15 protein-coding genes and 1 pseudogene are annotated in these 15,069 nt (G+C 71.5%); 9 read left to right on the forward strand and 7 right to left on the reverse strand.

The window, feature by feature from the left end:
* The 3 genes from CCN72_RS23055 to CCN72_RS23065 all read right to left on the reverse strand — a co-directional run.
* Positions 1-2,085, reverse strand: a 2,085-nt coding sequence (locus CCN72_RS23055) for a hypothetical protein (protein ID WP_244174394.1), incomplete at its 3' end; no start/stop codon positions are given.
* Positions 2,086-2,385: 300 nt separating this feature from the next.
* On the reverse strand, positions 2,386-2,913 hold the full coding sequence (locus CCN72_RS23060) for a hypothetical protein (protein ID WP_086809205.1): 528 nt from the start codon (positions 2,911-2,913) through the stop codon (positions 2,386-2,388).
* A gap of 171 nt (positions 2,914-3,084) precedes the next feature.
* Entirely contained in the window at positions 3,085-4,713 is a 1,629-nt protein-coding gene (locus tag CCN72_RS23065) for an adenosine deaminase family protein (RefSeq protein ID WP_086809207.1), read from the reverse strand.
* Positions 4,714-4,923: 210 nt separating this feature from the next.
* Between CCN72_RS23065 and CCN72_RS23070 the strand changes: the two genes are divergently transcribed.
* The gene (locus tag CCN72_RS23070; protein WP_086809209.1) at positions 4,924-5,181 is read left to right on the forward strand and encodes a DUF5133 domain-containing protein; all 258 of its coding nucleotides are present in this window, start codon (positions 4,924-4,926) and stop codon (positions 5,179-5,181) included.
* A 196-nt stretch (positions 5,182-5,377) separates the two neighbouring features.
* The gene (locus CCN72_RS23075) at positions 5,378-6,295 is read left to right on the forward strand and encodes an SGNH/GDSL hydrolase family protein (protein WP_086809211.1); all 918 of its coding nucleotides are present in this window, start codon (positions 5,378-5,380) and stop codon (positions 6,293-6,295) included.
* A gap of 65 nt (positions 6,296-6,360) precedes the next feature.
* Here the strand turns inward: CCN72_RS23075 and pgm are convergent, their stop codons facing one another.
* Positions 6,361-8,001 carry a phosphoglucomutase (alpha-D-glucose-1,6-bisphosphate-dependent) gene (gene pgm / locus CCN72_RS23080; RefSeq protein WP_086809213.1) on the reverse strand — a complete coding sequence of 547 codons (1,641 nt, stop codon included), beginning with the start codon at positions 7,999-8,001 and terminating at the stop codon, positions 6,361-6,363.
* Positions 8,002-8,154: 153 nt separating this feature from the next.
* On the opposite strand from pgm, the gene CCN72_RS23085 reads away from it, so the two are divergent.
* A complete protein-coding gene (locus CCN72_RS23085) occupies positions 8,155-8,526 on the forward strand; it encodes a DUF4328 domain-containing protein (protein WP_086809216.1) in 372 nt (123 codons plus the stop codon).
* A gap of 52 nt (positions 8,527-8,578) precedes the next feature.
* Positions 8,579-8,800: a hypothetical protein gene (locus tag CCN72_RS23090; RefSeq protein ID WP_143664171.1), complete on the forward strand. Its 222-nt coding sequence runs from the start codon at positions 8,579-8,581 to the stop codon at positions 8,798-8,800.
* 48 nt (positions 8,801-8,848) lie between these two features.
* Here CCN72_RS23090 and CCN72_RS23095 read toward each other — a convergent pair whose 3' ends face one another.
* Positions 8,849-9,697: a chitosanase gene (locus CCN72_RS23095; RefSeq protein ID WP_086809220.1), complete on the reverse strand. Its 849-nt coding sequence runs from the start codon at positions 9,695-9,697 to the stop codon at positions 8,849-8,851.
* Positions 9,698-9,988: 291 nt separating this feature from the next.
* Here CCN72_RS23095 and mgrA point away from each other — a divergent pair, with 291 nt between their 5' ends.
* From mgrA to CCN72_RS23105, 3 genes are all read left to right on the forward strand, one after another.
* Complete coding sequence (gene mgrA / locus CCN72_RS23100) at positions 9,989-11,032, forward strand: L-glyceraldehyde 3-phosphate reductase (RefSeq protein ID WP_086809222.1); 1,044 nt, start codon at positions 9,989-9,991, stop codon at positions 11,030-11,032.
* Between the two features lie 107 nt (positions 11,033-11,139).
* Complete coding sequence (locus tag CCN72_RS39720) at positions 11,140-11,313, forward strand: hypothetical protein (RefSeq protein WP_167408712.1); 174 nt, start codon at positions 11,140-11,142, stop codon at positions 11,311-11,313.
* Positions 11,314-11,332: 19 nt separating this feature from the next.
* On the forward strand, positions 11,333-11,977 hold the full coding sequence (locus tag CCN72_RS23105; protein ID WP_086809224.1) for a DedA family protein: 645 nt from the start codon (positions 11,333-11,335) through the stop codon (positions 11,975-11,977).
* A 15-nt stretch (positions 11,978-11,992) separates the two neighbouring features.
* On the opposite strand, the gene CCN72_RS23110 is transcribed toward CCN72_RS23105, so the two are convergent.
* On the reverse strand, positions 11,993-13,645 hold the full coding sequence (locus CCN72_RS23110) for an MFS transporter (RefSeq protein WP_244174398.1): 1,653 nt from the start codon (positions 13,643-13,645) through the stop codon (positions 11,993-11,995).
* A gap of 134 nt (positions 13,646-13,779) precedes the next feature.
* Positions 13,780-14,238, reverse strand: a complete 459-nt coding sequence (locus CCN72_RS23115; RefSeq protein WP_086809228.1) for a MarR family winged helix-turn-helix transcriptional regulator — start codon at positions 14,236-14,238, stop codon at positions 13,780-13,782.
* A gap of 147 nt (positions 14,239-14,385) precedes the next feature.
* Between CCN72_RS23115 and CCN72_RS23120 the strand changes: the two genes are divergently transcribed.
* Together CCN72_RS23120 and CCN72_RS23125 are read left to right on the forward strand one after the other, a co-directional pair.
* Positions 14,386-14,559: a CsbD family protein gene (locus CCN72_RS23120; protein WP_078967593.1), complete on the forward strand. Its 174-nt coding sequence runs from the start codon at positions 14,386-14,388 to the stop codon at positions 14,557-14,559.
* 255 nt (positions 14,560-14,814) lie between these two features.
* Positions 14,815-15,069, forward strand: a pseudogene (locus CCN72_RS23125) (ATP-binding protein); the annotation flags it as partial.

Consider the following 15,069-nt stretch of genomic DNA (forward strand, 5'->3'; position numbering starts at 1 on the left):
GGTGCGCGGGGGCGGTGCGGTGGCCGCCGGGTGGGTGTGGCCGTGGGTGCCCGGGGTGGCGGCGGGCGCGGCGGCGGGCAGGGTGAAGGTGAGCGGGGTGGCGGTGGCGGCGGTCCAGCCGGACAGCTCACCCGCGTACGCGCTGCCGAAGGCGCCGGTGCCGAGGGTGCTGCCGGTGGGCAGCGTGGCGTTGGTGTAGGTGCCGCTGGGGGCCTGGACGGTGACCGTGTTGCCGATGCGGTAGGCGGTGACCTGGCCGGCGTTCAGGGCGTCGGTCCAGGCGGTGCGGCGCTGGAGTTCGGTGCCGATGTCCTTCATCCGCAGGTTCACCAGCGGGGTGTTGGCGGCGAACAGGTCGTTGTAGCCGTCGAGCACACCGTTGAGGACCGGGTAGGCGATGCGGTCCTCGGCGAGGTTGGACTGGTGGATGAAGTGCGGCTTCGGGTCGTTGGAGAGCACATGCCCGAGGTCGATGTGGGTCTCCAGCGGCACGATGTAGTCCTGGTAGCCGGTGCTGGTGTCCAGCGGGGCCGGCAGGCAGGTGGTGGTCGCGGGGTTGTCCTCGCACAGGCCGCTGCCGCCCTGGGCGCGGCTGGTGTACAGCCAGTTGTACTCGTCGGCCTCCTCGGAGGCCTTGCCCGCGTTGTAGAAGACGTTCATCGGGTAGCGGGCGACCGTGTCGGCGGGACCGACCTGGCGCTGGGCGGGGTCGCGGGAGGCGTCCGCGCCGAGCCACTTGACGCCGCTGTCGGTGAGCGCGGGGCCCAGGTTGGGGTTGTCGTCGGGCTGCTGCGGCAGGATCCGCATCCCGGAGTGCTCGCCGGTCACCAACTCGGTGTTGTCCAGGGGCAGTCCATTGGTCTGGCCCCAGGCGCGGTTGTTGGCGATCTCGTCGTCGATGGTCTGCCGGCTGACCCACTGGGTGCTGCCGTCGGGGTTGGTCGCGCACTTCCACGGCACCACGGTGGTGTCCTGCTCGCAGCCGAGGAAGGCGTGCGTGTAGGTGTGGTTGATCCAGCGGAACTGGTTGCGGTCGGCGATGAACTTGTCGGCGAGCTGGTCGACGCCGTTGTTGTCCGCGCGCTGGTCGACGCTGCCGGAGCCGTTGAAGGCGAGGTCCAGGGTGAAGTTGTGGCTCTGCTCCCAGGCGGCGGCGTAGTCGACGTCCGCGGGGGTCATGCGGATCGGGCTCGGGGTGCCGGAGCTGTTGGTGCAGTCGACGTCGCCGGGCGTGCAGTTGAGCTGGGTGTCCCAGCGGTCGTCGGCCGCGAACACGTCGTCCACGTGCACGGCGAAGTAGTTGCGGGAGGAGCCGAGGTGCACCCCGCCGGTCATCCAGTCCACGATGCCGCGGGCCAGCAGCCGGAACTGCTGCTGGTACTGGTTGTAGACGAAGGTGATGACCAGCTCGCGCCGCCCGTCGTGCCGGTACTCGCCGACGAGCGAGCCCTGGGTGGTGGTGCCGGGGATGGCCGCCTGGACGTACGGGGTGAAGTCGGCGCCGGGTGCGGGCGTCGACAGATAGGCGTAACTCTCGCCCACGGTCGGTGAGTTGTCCTCGAAGGGCACGGCACCCTTGAGGTAGTCGAAGGGCCCCGCCTTGCCCGCCGCGGTGACCTGGGCCTGGACGCCGTCGACGCTGCCGGAGTAGCCGCCGGTGGTCGGGACCTGGAGCCCGGCCTGGGGACGGGCGTAGGTGTAGGCGTCGACCTGCGGGATGCCGTACGTCTGCTCGTAGGCGGCGAGCGCGCTCATCTCGGCGCTGCCGGCGGCGAACGGGTTGTCGTTGGGCAGCACGACGGCCTGGTACTTGGCGCGGGCCCGGCCGTCCACGGTGTCGGCGAGGAAGCCGGCGTCGATGGTGGGCCGGCTGCCGCTGGTCAGGTCGACCTCGGTGAACGGCGTTCCCTCCGAGGTGAGTTCGGCGGCGATGGCGTCGGTGGCCGGGCCGCCGTCGCTCACCACCAGGACTCTGAGGTCGATACGTGGTGTGCCGCTGTCGGCCTGGGCCGGTCCGGCCTGCAGGCCCAGTGCGGCGATGAGCGCGCCCACCGTCAGCGCGGTGGTGCGAATGGTCCGCTTCATGCGGTGAAGTTCCCCTCCCCGGACAGGGGTGAGTACGGCTCGCATGGAGCGGACGCACCCCCTCGCACGACTCCGGCGTCCCCCTCAGAAGCCGGTCGTCGTGCATCCGTCGCGTCACATAGTGATGGATGTGTGTAGCTTTTATGGTCGGGTCACGAAACCTGACGGAAAATGGCGGGTGTCCAACTGCCTTGTGACGCAACCCGATTGAGCTTTTTCCCGTCGTGCCCCGCGTCGCCCGGCGGACCGTCGGGTCCACCGGGCGACGTAACCGCTCCTGCGGACGGCGCGGGAGGTCCGTCAGGAACAGAGCACGCGGGTCTCGGGCGTGTAGACCGGGCCGCCATTGCTGTTGCTGCCGTCGCTGAACTCGGCGTAGAAGTACGAGTAGAAGCCGATGTTGCCGTTACAGCCGGAGTCGGCGGCGACCTGGAGGGTCAGGGTGACGGTACGGCTCTGGCCGGGCGGGATGGTGGCGCCGTAGTTGGTGCCGAGGTTGGTCGGGCCGGTGCCGGAGCAGGAGCTGCTGCTGCCGTCGGCGGCCGCCAGGGTGCAGCCGGCGAAGCTGTACTTCAGGTCCGGACGCTGGGTGGTCAGCCAGGTCGGATCGATCGTCTGGTACACGAACAGGACGTCGTACGTCTTGTTGTTGGTCAGCGTCATCGACAGCTTGACCGAACCACCGGGGGTGGTGGTGGCGCTGTCGGTGCTGAAGGTGAGGGCGGCCGGGTCCGGGTCCGCGCTGGCGATGGTGCTGAAGCCGAAGACGGCGAGGACGACGGCGAGGACGGCGGTGAGACCGAGGCGTCTCAGCAGAGGTGATCGCATGGCCCGGGAGGCTAGGCGCGGGGCGCGTACCGCGTCTGCCCCGTCACGAGGACCCGGAACGCGATCGGCCGAAAGTGGTCGTTCCGTGAAGGCTATGTGATGACGATGTGATGATCTTAAGGGAGAGGCATCCCTGCACGGTACGGGCCGTGACGACGGGGGTGCGTGGGGTTACCGGAAACGTCGTCGCAAAGCCCGGGTAATGGCGAAGACCCGACCCGCGCTCCCGCACGGAATCGGGTCATCCGGTTGTATGACCTCGTACTTCTCGGCCAATCGATGCATTCCGGCCGCGCTGTGCACGGGCTGTCCGGGGCGCTCGGCGCGGCAGGCCGCGACCGGGTGGTAGCCCTGGGCGGTGGGGTTGCCCTGCCACAGGCTCGCGCCGGGCAGGAAGGCGTACTGGAGGGAGGCGCGGGCCAGGTCCTTCAGCTCCGGGTAGCCGAGGCCGTAGGTGGCGGCGGCGTACTGGTACTCGTGGCTGATGTCGATGCGCGAGACACCGGGGTCGTCGGTGGCGAGGACGACCGGGACGCCGTAGCGGCGGTACGTCGTGAAGGGGTGCTCGGCACCCTTGACGCCGAGGATCTGGGCGTTGCTGGAGAAGGGCACCTCGACGGCGATCTGCCGGGCCGCCATGGTGCGGGCGGTGCGCTGCCAGTTGTCCTCGTGGACGAGGTCGACACCGTGTCCGACGCGCTGGGTGTGCGCGATGTCCACCGCCTCGGCGATATGGAACTTCAGCGCCTCGGGCTTGACCAGTCCGGGCCACAACTCGCCCGCGTGCAGGGTGACATGGGCCTTCGGGTACACGGTGCGCAGATAGCCGACCATGCGCATCTGGAGGCTGTAGTTCTCCAGCGAGCTGTCCCAGTCCTCCGGCTGCACCAGGTTGACGGCGACGAAGCGGGAGTCCGCCTCGGCGAGCCGCATGCCGAGGTCCAGCTGGGTGAAGACCCGCACCGGTGAACTGCCCCGGGACGCCTGGGAGATCCAGCGGACCGTGAGCCCGCAGGCGGGCCGGGCCTTCGCGGTGCCGCAGTGCTCGGTGGCGCGGAACTCGGCGTCGCCGTCGTCGGCCTCCTTGCGGGCGTCCGCGACCAGCTTGTCCAGCTTGCCGCCCGCGGCCAGCTTGCGGTGCAGGGCGGTCAGATCGGCGTCCCAGCCCACCTGGTCGGCGAGTTGCTTGGCGCCGTCGGAGGCGGGGGTGACCATCGTCTCCAGGTACGACTGGTTGTTGGCGACGACGGTGTCGGCGACCTGCGCGAGCAGCTTGCCCCGGTGCCGCCAGGTGACCTCGCCGAACTTGCCGAAGGTGTCGAAGAAGTGGTCGTGCCCGTTCTCGTCGGGCGGGAAGTCCTGCATGGACCAGGCGCGCACGATCGCGTCGTGGAAGGCGCGGTCGGTGCGGGCGTCGGCGGCGGGGCGCGTGCCGGGGCCGCAGGGCGAGGGGACGGCGGTCATCGTCGCGTCGATGCACAGGCCGTCCTCGGCGGCCAGCTCGATGAGGTAGTCCGTGTTCACCGCTCCGGAGAGGTGGTTGTGCAGGTCCCCGCCCTTGGGGAGCTGCCGGAAGAAGGCCCGCAGGGCCGCGGGCCGGTCCTTGACCGAGCGGAGGTAGGCGTCGGTCCGCGCCTCGGCGGCCGTGGCCTGCCGGGGCGGCGGCGCGGCGGGCCGGGCCGCGGCACGCGCGGGCTGCGCGGCGGCGGGCAGGGCGGACAGCAGGGACAGGACACTGAGGGTGCCGAGCACGGCCGGAACGACCCGGCGCGGTACGGCACTTCGGGTGTGCAGACTCACAGGTGCATGATCAGCGACGGAGGGCGGCGACGGGGGCCCGACCGGCGCATACCGGCCGGAGAGCACCCGTGCGGGTGACGTGTCCGTCTTCCTGTCCGGAAAGGGCGGTGCGCGCGGGACCGGGGACCACCGGGGTGGCATGCGGGGCGCCGGCCCGGGTAGTCGCGCCTGTGACGTCGTAGATCGGCGAGACACCAGGAGGCCGACCCCATGCTGATGGCACACCCCGCCGTGCTGAAGGACCTCATCACCCAGTACGAGACCCTCGCGCTGCTCGGCGCCGAGGAGAGCACCCCGAGGGCGCAGCAGCGGCTCGCGGACATCTCGTACACGCTGTGCGTGGCCACCGGGACGCGGGATGTCGACATGGCCCTGATCGCGGCACGCCACCGGCTGTCCGGGGCCCGGCCGGAGGACGACTCGCTGCTCCAGGAGCCCGCGCCGGCCGTCGCCGCGTCCGGCGCCTGAGGCCGGGGCGCGGGGTCGCGCACCGCCGCCGGCACCGCGCCCCGCCGGCGGCTCCCCGCCGCGTTCTCCCCCGAACTCATGGGCTCGCGCTTCTGGTCGGCGGGACCTACCGGACGGTATACAGACCCAGTCGATCGCGTGAGGGCCGCTCCAGGGCGGCGCCGTCCGCGCCGTGTACCGGTCCCAGGGGGGAACCATGACGAACGACAGGCGTCCGGCGGACGGGGCGAGAGCCCGGCGGCGGGCGGCGGTCCTGGCGGCGGTGGTGGGCGGCTGCGCCCTGGTCGCCGCCGCCACCACTCCGGCCGCCGCGCATCCGGCGGGCCGCGGCCACCGCCTGGACTACGTGGCGCTCGGCGACTCCTACACCTCGGGCCCGGGCATACCCACCCAGGTGGATGCCGACTGCGCCCGCTCCGACCGGAATTACCCGTCGCTGGTGGCGCGGCGGGCGAGGGCGACGACGTTCACCGACGTCAGCTGCTCGGGCGCGACGACCGTGCAGATGTGGCAGGCCCAGGGCACCAACGGGCCCCAGCTGGACGCCGTTTCACGGAACACGGACCTGGTGACGCTCCAAATAGGCGGCAACGACGTCGGGTTCGGCACCATCATCGCCACCTGCGCCCGGCTCGGTGTCCAGGACCCGACGGGCAGTCCCTGCGAGCGCTCCTACGAGGCGTCCGGGCAGGACGCGCTGGCGCTCGCGGTACGGCGGACCGCGCCGAAGGTCACCGAGGTGCTGCGGGCCGTGCACGCGCGGGCGCCGCACGCCCGGGTCGTGGTCGTCGGCTACCCCGATCTGCTGCCCGACGACGGGGTGGGCTGCTTCCCGCAGGTCCCCTTCGCACAGGGCGACTTCGCCTATCTGCGGGACACCGAGAAGCGGCTGAACCTGATGCTGCGCACGGTGGCCGGGCGCAACCGCGCCGAGTACGTGGACACATACGGTCCGACCGTGGGCCACGACATGTGCAAGGCGCCCGCGGACCGCTGGATCGAGCCGCTCCAGCCGGCCGCGCCCGCGGCCCCGGCGCACCCCAACGCCCGGGGCGAGGAGGCCATGGCGGGGGCGGTCCTGCACCGGCTCGCGGGGAACCACGGGCACCACTGAGCACGAACGGCGGCCGCCACGCATCGGCGTGGCGGCCGCTGTGCCCGACGCCAGCAGGTCGTCGCTCAGCCGCCCAGCGCGCTCTGCACCACCGCCCGGGCCTCCTCCTGCACCCGGGCCAGGTGGTCCGCGCCGAGGAAGGACTCGGCGTAGATCTTGTAGACGTCCTCGGTGCCCGAGGGGCGGGCCGCGAACCAGGCGTTGTCGGTGCTGACCTTGATGCCGCCGATGGCCGCGCCGTTGCCGGGCGCCTCGGTGAGCACGGCGGTGACCTGCTCCCCGGCGAGGGTGTCCGCGGTGACCTGGGCGGGCGACAACTTGCCCAGCAGGGCCTTCTGTTCGCGGGTGGCGGGGGCGTCGATACGGGCATAGGCGGGCTCGCCGAAGCGTTCGGTCAGACCCGCGTAGTGCTCGGACGGGGTCCGGTCCGTGACGGCGGTGATCTCGGAGGCGAGCAGGGCGAGGATGATGCCGTCCTTGTCGGTGGTCCACACCGAGCCGTCCCGGCGCAGGAAGGAGGCGCCGGCCGACTCCTCGCCGCCGAAGCCGAGTTCCCCGCCGATCAGCCCGTCCACGAACCACTTGAAGCCGACGGGCACTTCGACCAGGCGGCGGCCGAGGTCGGCGGCGACCCGGTCGATCATGGTGGAGGACACCAGGGTCTTGCCGACACCCGCCTGGGCCGACCAGTTCTCGCGGTGCCGGAAGAGGTAGTCGATGGCGACCGCGAGGTAGTGGTTGGGGTTCATCAGGCCCGCGTCCGGGGTGACGATGCCGTGCCGGTCGGCGTCGGCGTCGTTCCCGGTCGCGATGCGGTATCGGTCACGCTGCTCGATCAGCGAGGCCATCGCGTAGGGCGAGGAGCAGTCCATGCGGATCTGGCCGTCCCAGTCCAGCGTCATGAACCGCCAGGTCGGGTCGGTGCCCGGGTTGACCACCGTGAGGTCGATGCGGTGCCGCTCGGCGATCCGGCCCCAGTAGGCGACGGAGGCCCCGCCGAGCGGGTCGGCGCCGATGCGCACCCCGGCCGCGCGGATCGCGTCGAGGTCGAGGACGCCGGGCAGGTCGTCGACGTAGGTGCCGAGGAAGTCGTAGCGGGCGGTGGTGTCCGCGGCGAGCGCGCGGGCGTACGGCAGCCGTCGTACGTCCTTCAGGCCGCCGGTGATGATCTCGTTGGCGCGGTCCTGGATCCAGGAGGTGGCGTCCGAGGCGGCCGGGCCGCCGCTGGGCGGGTTGTACTTGAAGCCGCCGTCGGCGGGCGGGTTGTGCGAGGGGGTCACGACCACGCCGTCGGCGAGGCCCGTGGTGCGGCCCCGGTTGTGGGTGAGGATGGCGTGCGAGACGGCGGGGGTGGGCGTGTAGCCGTCCGCGCTGTCGATGAGCACGGTCACGTCATTGGCGGCGAACACCTCCAGCGCGGTGACCTTCGCGGGCTCCGACAGGGCGTGGGTGTCGGCGCCCAGGAAGAGCGGGCCGTCGATGCCCTGCCCGGCGCGGTACTCGCAGATGGCCTGGCTGGTGGCGGCGATGTGGTCCTCGTTGAAGGCACTCGCCAGGGACGAGCCCCGGTGCCCCGAGGTGCCGAACGCCACCCGCTGGGCCGGGTCGGCCGGGTCCGGGTGCAGCGCGTAGTACGCCGTGACCAGCCTCGCCACATCGACAAGATCCTCGGGACCGGCCGGCCGGCCGGCTCGCTCGTGCGCCATGAGTGCGTTCCTCCGCATCGGTTTCGGTCACTCGCCGACGCCCATCTTTCCTCGTCAGGAGCATGGCGCGCGAGTACGCCCCACCTTATGATCCGTTGATCTCCGCACCGTCCGGCCGCTCGTGCGGGACGCTTCCCGGACAGGCCCGCCACCGTGACCGCACCCGCTTCCGCGCCCGTTCCCGGAGCCCCTTGGGCCGCCGCCCGCTGCGCACAGTTCGCGGTGGTCGCCGCGGTCGCGGTGGAGCTGACCCGGGCGGTGCACGTCGGCCCCCGGGCACCGCATGCGCTGCCCGCGGGGTCCTGGGTCACGACGCTCTACCTGTGGGGGACGGTCCTGACGACGGCGGTGTTCCTGGTCTGGTTCGCCCGCTGCCGTCGGACCGCCGGCCTGCTCTCCCCCGGCGTGGTGCGGGGGTCCGCCGCCTGGGGTGTCCTCGCCTGGCTGATACCGGTGGTCTGCCTCTGGGCGCCCCGGCCCCTGGTGCAGGACGTGCTGCACGCGAGCACTCTCCCGGGCCGGTGACGCCGCCCCCGCGCGTTCGGACAGGCTGGTGGACGTCTGGTGGGGAGCCTGGGTGGCGCACGCCCGGTTCGCCGTGGTGTGCAACGGGTACGGCGCGCCCGGGTCGCCGGCCCTGACCGTGGCGGCGGACGTCCTCTACGGCGCGGCGGCCGTGCTGGCGGTCGCCGTGATCCAGCGGATCACGGCGCGGCAGGCCGCCGGGATCGCCGCAGAGGCGGCGGTGCCCGCGGGGGCCGTGGCGCCCGCCCCCGCCGGTCCCCCGCAGCCCGCGTAGCCGTCGTAGTCCCGCGGCCCGCGTAGCCCTCGTAGCCGCGAGCGGCCGTCAGCCGATGTGGTAGCTGTCCCCGTACACCTTCCAGTCGAGCGGCGTCTTCAGGTCGAGGTTGCCCTTGCGCAGGAAGACCCGCTGTTCGGTGTCGACGCGGGTGGTGTCGCTGTGGGCCTCCTCCTGCTTCATGGCCCAGACCCGGGCGTCGAGGAAGGCGTTGAGGTACGCCGTCTCGTCGCCGCCCTGCGCCGGGGGCTCGGCGGTGCGCAGGGCACGCTTGCGGATGTTGCGGAAGCTGGTGGAGTCGTCGCCGTCGCCGTGCATGACGATGGCGTCGTAGTAGCAGAACTGGCCGAGGGCGCGCAGTCCGTCGGTCTTGCCCTGGGCGACGGCGGGGTCGAAGTAGACGCGGTCGCGCTCGTCGTCCTGGCACGTCTGGAACGCCGTGTCCTGCGCGGCCTTGCGCCAGTCCTTGGGGAAGTCCGGGTCGAGCCCGGAGTGCGAGTCGCTGCCGTTGACCTTGCGCAGCGCGGGCAGGTACTTGGCCAGGACGTTGCCCGACTTGCGGTCGGCGTAGAGCTGGATGAGGTCGAGCATGTCGCCGGTGCCGGAGCAGAAGCCGATGATGCCGGCGGTGTAGCCGCGGCCGTCGCCGATGTCCTCGATGTACTTGTACTGGGCCTTCCAGTCGAGCGAGGAGTTCTCCGCGCTCGACACCAGCTTCATCGCGATCTCCTTCTTCGCGGGATCGTCGAGGCCGGTCGCGGCGGCGGTGCCGGCCTGCGCCGCGACGGCGCTCGGGACACCGAGCGCGGCACCGGCGGCCACGGCGCCGAGCGCGGCGACGAGGGTACGGCGGGACAGACGGGCGGAGGCTGCTGAATCGCGGTGTTCGTGCACCACTGGGGCTCCAAGTAGGTGTGGGGGGTGGCGAGTTGGGCCAGTACGAAGGCGCTGCGAGTACTGGTAGGAAAGTTTCCTATCAGAGCCGGGAGAGGCCGGTAACCCGGTCCGCGCGAAATTCGTAGGATCGGACAGGCGCCACTCGGAAAATCGGCCAGCCCCACTCAGAAGCAGGACCGCTCAATCCCATCCGGCTGCGCAATTGGACTTATGGATCACCTCGGCGCAGGGTGGACGGACCCCCCTCGCACCTCTGGGGGCACCCGTACCGCACCACCCGGAGAACACCCGATGACCTACGTCGCGGACCCCGCTCGCTACGACGGCACCATGCGCTACCGCCGCACCGGCCGCTCAGGCCTCGACCTGCCGGTTCTCTCCCTGGGCTACTGGCACAACTTCGGCGACGACCGCGCCTTCGAGACCCAGCGCGAGATCGCCCTGCGCGCCTTCGACCTGGGGATCACCCACCACGACCTGGCCAACAACTACGGCCCGCCGTACGGCTCGGCGGAGGCCAACTTCGGCCGGCTGATGCGGCAGGACCTCGCGCCGCACCGCGACGAGATGGTGATCTCCACCAAGGCGGGCTGGGACATGTGGCCCGGCCCCTACGGGCAGGGCGGCGGGTCCCGTAAGTACCTGCTGGCCTCGCTGGACCAGTCGCTGCGCCGGATGGGCGTGGACTACGTGGACATCTTCTACTCCCACCGGCTGGACGCGAGCACGCCGCTGGAGGAGACGATGGGCGCCCTCGATTCGGCCGTGCGCCAGGGCAAGGCGCTCTACGTCGGCATCTCCTCCTACGACGCCGAGCGCACCCGGCAGGCCGCCGCGATCCTGCGCGACCTGGGCACCCCGCTGCTGATCCACCAGCCGTCGTACAACATGTTCAACCGCTGGATCGAGACCGAGGGCCTGCTGGACGTGGCCCAGGAGGAGGGCTTCGGCGTCATCGGCTTCACGGCGCTCGCCCAGGGCCTGCTGACCGGCCGCTACCTGGACGGCGTGCCGGGCGACTCGCGGGCCGCGCGCGGCGACTCCTTCGACCGCTCCTGGCTGACCGAGGACGTGCTGCGCCGGCTGCGCGCCCTGAACGGCATCGCCGCCCGGCGCGGGCAGACCCTGGCCCAGCTGGCGCTCGCCTGGGCGCTGCGCGACCAGCGGGTGACGTCCTTGGTCATCGGCGCCTCCCGCACCGAGCAGCTGGAGCAGAACGTGGCGGCGCTGGACCACCTCGACTTCACCGACGAGGAACTGGCCGAGATCGACACGTACGCCACCGACGGCGGCGTCGACCTGTGGCGCGAGGCCCGGCTGGGAAATCTCGGTTGACCCCATGGGATGTGACGTACATCACAGAAATGAGGGATAAATAAGACTTAATCTGGCAACTCGGACATCCTTACGACTCCCTCACACCGCAAGGAGCCGCTCGCCGCATGGTGCACGCAGCCCGTTCCAGCCACGTCCCGCCGCCCCACCCGGACCTGAGCCGCGCCCGCGATTGCGAACGCTGCCTCGGCTGGGGAACCGTCGTCAGCCGCGACGGCGAGCACGAGCTGTGCCCCAGTTGCCAGCGGGCCCCCGGTACCGCCGGGGGCCCCGCCCTCTGACCGCCCGTACCGTTGAGGCATGGCCGCCCCTCCGCTTCCGGGACCACTGGCCCATCTGGCGCCGCTGCTCGGCCACTACGGCTACTGGGCCGTGGGGGCCGTGATCCTCGTGGAGGACTTCGGCATCCCGGCACCCGGCGAGACGATCCTGCTCGCCGCCGGGGTGTACGCGGGCGCGGGTGAGCTGGACATCGTGAAGGTGGCCCTCATCGCGTTCGCCGCGGCCGTCGTCGGGGACAACATCGGCTATCTGATCGGCCACTTCGGCGGGCGCGCCTTCGTGCACCGCTGGGGGAAGTACGTCTTCCTCACCCCGAAGCGGTTCGCGGTCGCCGAGGACTTCTTCGCCCGGCACGGCGGAGTGATCGTGACCGTGGCCCGGTTCATCGAGGGCCTGCGCCAGGCCAACGGCATCGTCGCCGGCACCTCGGGCATGCACTGGCGCCGCTTCCTCGCCTTCAACGCCCTCGGCGCGGCCCTGTGGGTGGGTCTGTGGACCACCCTGGCCTATCTGGCGGGCAGCCATATCGACACGGTCTACGAGGACATCAAGCGCTACGAGCTCTACTTCGTGCCGGCCCTCGCGGTCCTGGTCCTCGCACTCGTGGCCCGTCATGTCCTGCGACGGCGCCACGAGCGCGCCGGGTCCGAGGGACCCGGCTGACCCAGGACCGGGGGCTCAGGAGGGGCGCGCCGCCCCGCTCGGCTTGGGCGCGGGCTGCCCGGTGCCGGTCGGCGGCGCCTCGTCGGCGCGTTCATGGCCGCCGCGCAGCGCGGAGGCCACCGCGGAGACCAGGGCCATGCCGGCGGCCACGCTGAAGACGATGGTCAGGCCGTGGTGGAAGGGCCCGGAGACCAGTTCGGGGAAGAACGTGTGGCCGGTCAGGGTGGCCCGCTGGGCGGCGGTCAGCTGGTCCAGGGTGCCGCCCGCGAGCAGATGGCCGATGGGGTTGTTGCCGAGGAACGTGGCGAACAGGGTGCTCACCGGCGGCAGCGAGGCCACCTGGTGCGCGGTCGCGGCGGGCACACCGTGCGCCGCCAGGCCGCTGCTCAGCGTCTTCGGCAGGGTGGCGGCGAGGCCGGAGACCATCAGCGAGAAGAACACACCGATGGACAGGGCCGTGCCCGAGTTCTGGAAGGTGGAGCGCATCCCGGAGGCCACGCCCCGGTACTTCGCCGGCACGCTGCCCATGATCGAGGAGGTGTTGGGCGAGGAGAACATGCCCTGGCCCAGCCCGTTGAGCAGCAGCAGCGCGGCGAAGGGGCCGTAGTCGAAGTCCACCGGCAGGGCCAGCAGCCCGAGGAAGGACCCGGCGACCACCAGTAGCCCGGTGGTGGAGAAGATCCGGGAGCCGAACCGGTCGGAGAGGTAGCCGGAGACCGGACCGGCGAGCAGGAAGCCGAGGGTGAGCGGCAGCATGAAGATGCCCGCCCACAAGGGGGTGTCCTCGAAGTCGTAACCGTGCAGCGGCAGCCAGATGCCCTGGAGCCAGATGATCAGCATGAACTGGAGCCCGCCGCGGGCGATCGCGGTCAGCAGGGCGGCGAGGTTGCCCGCCGCGAAGGCCCGCACCTTGAACAGTGAGAGGCGGAACATCGGTTCGGCGACCTTGTTCTCCACCACGCAGAAGACGAGCAGCAGGAACACGCCGCCGATCAGCCCGGTGAGGACGAGCGGGTTGGTCCAGCCGGTCGGGTGGCCGCCGTAGGGCTGGATGCCGTAGGTGATGCCCGCGAGCAGGATGCCGGCGCCCGAGGCGAAGGTGAGGTTGCCGAGCCAGTCGACTCGGCCGCGCCCGCCGGCCGCGGTCTCGCGCAGGCTGAGATACGACCAGATGGTGCCGGTGACGCTGATCGGGACGCTCACCCAGAACACCGCCCGCCAGTCCACGGCGGCCAGCAGACCGCCGGCGAGCAGGCCGAGGAACTGCCCGGCGAGCGCGGTGATCTGGTTGATGCCGAGCGCCATGCCGCGCTGCCGGGAGGGGAAGGCGTCGGTGAGGATCGCGGCCGAGTTGGCGGTGAGCATGGAGCCGCCGAACGCCTGCACGATGCGCCACAGGATCAGCCACAGCGCGCCCGCCCCGGCCCGGAAGGGGTCCAGGGACAGGGCGATGGAGGCGAGGGCGAAGACCAAAAAGCCCAGGTTGTAGATGCGCACCCGGCCGAACATGTCGCCGAGCCGGCCGAGGACCACCACGAGGACGGCCGAGACCAGCAGATAGCCGAGGATCATCCACAGCAGATAGCCGATGTTGCCCGCGGCGAGCGGGTCCAGGCCGATGCCGCGGAAGATGGCCGGCAGCGAGATGATCACGATGGAGGCGTCCATCGTGGCGATCAGGACGCCGAGCGTGGTGTTGGACAGGGCGACCCACTTGTAGCCGGGGCCGGGCGGTGCGGCCCGCTGCCGGGCCGAGCGGGCGAGGAGCCGGGCGCGTATGCCGCCCTCGGGCGTACCGGCGTTCACAGCTGTTCCGCCAGTCGGTCGAGGAGGGGCAGTACGTCGGTCAGGGCCTCCCGCTCCTGCGGGGTGAACCCGTCCAGGGCGTGGGCGAGGCGGTCGGCGGACTCGGAGCGGCGCCGCTCCAGCACGGTCCGGCCCTCCTCGGTGATCGCGATGACGGCCCGGCGCCGGTCGGCCGGATCGGGCGCCCGGCTGACCAGTCCCCGCTGCTCAAGACCGGCCAGGGTGCCGGCCATCGCCTGCGGCCGTACCCGCTCCAACTCGGCGAGCGCGCCCGGCGAGTCGGGTCCGCTGCGGGAGAGCCGGGCCAGCACCGAGGCGCCGGAGAGGGTGAGATCACCCACCGCGTGGGCCTGGCGCAGCCTGCGCACGATCCGGCCCATGGCCAGCCGGAGCGCGCCCGCGAGCGCGCTGGTCCCCGGGTCGCCGCCCGGGTCGGCGGGGGCTGTCCCCGCCATGTCTTCTGTCGCCACATCCATGATTAGTAACAATAGGTTTAGCAGTCTGGCCTGTACAACCAAGGACGGGTAATCGGTTTGAGGGGCGTCGCAGTGGCAAACCGAAGGGCGAACGGACTTCACGAGACGTTGGGATGGGAGACTCCGATGGCAGGCAACCAGAAGGCGAAGGGCAAGGCGGAGCAGGCCAAGGGCAAGGCCAAGGAGGCCATCGGCCGCGCCGTCGGCAACGAGAGCATGGAGGCCGAGGGCCGGATGGAAGGCGCCAAGGGCGATGCCCGGCAGGCCAAGGAGAAGGCCAAGGACACCTTCAAGCACTGAGGCCGGCCGTCGGCCATGGCGCTGACCCGGACGATCGACTCCAGCGGGTCCCGGGAATCCACCCCCAGCGGATTCCCGGGGCCCGCTGTCGCGTCCGGCACCCGCTGCCAGCAGGGATTCGTGTGCAACCGAAGGATTCCCGGCGCACGTCCCCTTGATCGACGGACCAGCGGGTAGCCGAGCTACAGGACGGCACGTTCCCCGCACGCGCGCAGGAAGGGACCCCGAACCCCGGAGGGAAAAGGGCGACGAGGTATGGACATCTCGCTGAGGACGCACCCGAGGACGCAGGACCTGGGCTACAGCCGCACCTGGGACACCGGCATGTGCAGCAGCGCCGACGCGCGTGACGCCGTCGCCGCCCTGCTCGCCGCGGCCCGCCCGGCGCCGCTGCGGCGCTCGGTCCAGGACGCACAGCTTGTCGTGAGCGAACTGGTGACGAACGCGGAGAAACACGCGCCGGGCCCGTGCGCCCTCAGCCTGGAGCTGGGGCCCGGCGCGTGTTTCTCC

This window comes from Streptomyces murinus (assembly GCF_002154555.1).
In the GTDB taxonomy this organism is placed as follows: domain Bacteria; phylum Actinomycetota; class Actinomycetes; order Streptomycetales; family Streptomycetaceae; genus Streptomyces; species Streptomyces murinus.